3 protein-coding genes are annotated in these 2,422 nt (G+C 48.6%); 1 reads left to right on the top strand and 2 read right to left on the bottom strand.

What is annotated here, in order from left to right; translation table 11 throughout:
- Nucleotides 1-9 precede the first annotated feature (9 nt).
- Nucleotides 10-192 carry an IS1/IS1595 family N-terminal zinc-binding domain-containing protein gene (locus tag WBQ70_RS14350; RefSeq protein WP_423915391.1) on the top strand — a complete coding sequence of 61 codons (183 nt, stop codon included), beginning with the start codon at nt 10-12 and terminating at the stop codon, nt 190-192.
- A 347-nt stretch (nt 193-539) separates the two neighbouring features.
- On the opposite strand, the gene WBQ70_RS14345 is transcribed toward WBQ70_RS14350, so the two are convergent.
- Nucleotides 540-881, bottom strand: a complete 342-nt coding sequence (locus WBQ70_RS14345) for an EthD family reductase (protein ID WP_423915389.1) — start codon at nt 879-881, stop codon at nt 540-542.
- A gap of 63 nt (nt 882-944) precedes the next feature.
- On the bottom strand, nt 945-2,422 hold a 1,478-nt coding region (locus WBQ70_RS14340), incomplete at its 5' end, for a tetratricopeptide repeat protein (RefSeq protein ID WP_423915387.1).

Raw genomic sequence — 2,422 nt, 5'->3', positions numbered from 1 at the left:
GCAGTAGCCTTGGGTTACCAGGCTCAAACCTACCTTACCACGTTTCGACAACACGACTGCCCAGCCTGCGGCTCGACAAATGTAGTAAAAAACGGCTCGACCTATTATGGGAAGGCCCGCCTCGAGTCCAAAGCTTGGCAACGTCAGTTTGTCTTTGAGCGAACGCACGAACGACTCTCTGACGAATGTTAAGCGTCGGCGTTGAGCTGATGCTGGCTGAGCGAATCTCGCCGGAGGCGATTTGCAGGGTGATGGAAATCAAACAGAACCAGCTTTAAGCCTACCTGGACGAGTTGTATGACGAGCTACCCGACGATTTGGTGTGGAGGGACACCAACCACGTCGAGCAGTAAACTTAGAGCATCTCCTTACTCTTCCGGCACGACGTTACAGTAATATTCCCGCAAAGTGCTTAGTTTGGAATAGCCGCCCGTCAAAACGCGGTAGGCGGAAGTTTCGACTTCAACCCAAGGCAGAGGCAGAGGGCAGCGGCTGGGATGAGGAGTAGTTAGCTGGTTTTCATAATGCTTAGATTACTTTTATGAAAAATTGAGAAAAACACTTGCCTCACCCGACCGACTCACTGAATTGAATAGCGGCACGGCATCCGTAAAGTTCGGGATGTCGGCCATGAGTTCCGGGCCACGCTTGGCCAGGGCGTTTTGCACTTCTTCAATCGTGCCAAAGCTCAGGTTGCAGATCATGGCGTAGGCGGCGGACGTGTCGGGAGCAGCCCCCGCCAGGCCCGACCGCAAATCGACGTCCGTCAGGCCCATGGACGTAAGCAGTTTGCGCACTAGCGGCGTGTGGGTGTTGAGGTAATAGTCGAGGTTGAAATGGCTATCTTCGGTTTTGGGGTATAGTACGGTGGCTGAAATCATAGTTGTAAAGGGTTTTATGGATGAAAAATTAATTTTGAGTTGCTCAATCCGATTCACGGCCAATCAGTATCTCTTTTTCGCGCTGTACATTCCTTTGTCGGCGTACAGTATTGCTTCATTTAGCTTTTTTTCAAACTCTTTTGCTTTTTGAACATCGCCCTCTTGGGCATAAACGCTCGTCAGCGCATAAAGCACCGAGGCACTTTTGGGAAATCGTTGGAGCAGATTCTCGTAGGCTTCGATGGCCTTGTCCCATTTTTGGGCTTTTTCGTGCGCTTTGGCCAGACTCATGGCCACGGGCCGGGCGTACAAAGGAGGCTCGCCGTAGCCCAATTCCAGTTCGTTTTTATGGGCTTTTTCAAGCAATCTTATCGCATTTTCATAATGACCCTGTTCGCTCTGGATGGAGCCCTGCAATTCCAATGAAGCCGTATTGAGCGTATTTTGAAACCAGTCGGCCATTGTGCTGTCTTTTCCTGCTTGTTTTTCATTGCGCCAAAGGAAGGCATCCAGACTGTTGGCCTGTTTCACAGCTTCATCTACCTTGTGGTTGGCAAGAGCATCCATGCCTTTGACAAAAAACAAAAGGCCATTTTTGAAATCCATATTCGACAGTTTGTAGACTGAATCTCTATTATCAATCATTTCCAACCGGGCTGCGGCTTTATCCCAGTGTCCGAAGGCCATTTCCATCCTGGCCGGAGCTAAAATACCCTCACGGAAGAATGTGCCGTCATAAACCTTTGTACGCTCTTTGGTTACGGGCATATTTTTCAACCTTTCAGCATAATGCAGGGCCTCTTTGTATCGGCCATCGTGGACACAGTTGTTGATTAGATAGTGGATGTTGTGAATGTAATTCCAGGTGTCAATCTCCTGAATTCCCTCATTTTTCATATAGGTAGAATCCGTTTTTAAGGAAGCAACAAAGGCATCGTGCGCCGGCTTGTAATCGCCCACCCGATTGTAAATATGTCCCGGCATGTGTACAATGTGCCCTGAACTAGGCGCAAGAGCTGCCAATGCATCGGCATTTGCCAATGCGCGCTCGGGGCAACATTGCTCCATGAGGTAAATCCAATAGTGTTGGAAACCATGGTTATTGGGGTCGATGCGTTGTACGTCTTTGAGCAAAAACTCGCTGTATAGCTGACCATCATTGGGATTCATATCAGTATCAAAACCACTCATTTTGTTCAGGGCCAAAAACAACTTGGCATCAATATCTTCGGGAAATTTATGGATGATCAATTCGTATTTCTTGACCATTTCGGGATAGGCCTTTTCTTTGAGCGAATCGCCCAGGAGGGCTATTTCTGCGTACAGTTTCTCGTGTTCGTTAGCGGTTTTTAGTAGTTTTTTCAACTGTCTTACCGCCGTTTTTTTCTGACCAGTCAACACACCATCCTCTTCCGGGCCTGGTGCCTGGAGCAACCCCCAATAAGGCATAATTGCCGTCGAGTCCTGCCGAATAGCTTCTTTAAAGGCACGATAGGCTTCGAAATCCCAAAAATCGTGCAGTAGGTTCAGTCCCTGGTTGA

Origin of the sequence: Flavobacterium sp. (assembly GCF_049590715.1) — a bacterium.
GTDB lineage: Bacteria > Bacteroidota > Bacteroidia > Flavobacteriales > Flavobacteriaceae > Flavobacterium.
The sequence above is the reverse complement of the archived record's forward strand: the minus strand, read 5'-3'. Positions and strand labels throughout refer to the sequence as shown.

Bases quoted from the DNA above. Each gene is read 5' to 3' on its own strand.
- WBQ70_RS14345 (WP_423915389.1), bottom strand. From the start codon at position 881: ATGATTTCAGCCACCGTACTATACCCCAAAACCGAAGATAGCCATTTC.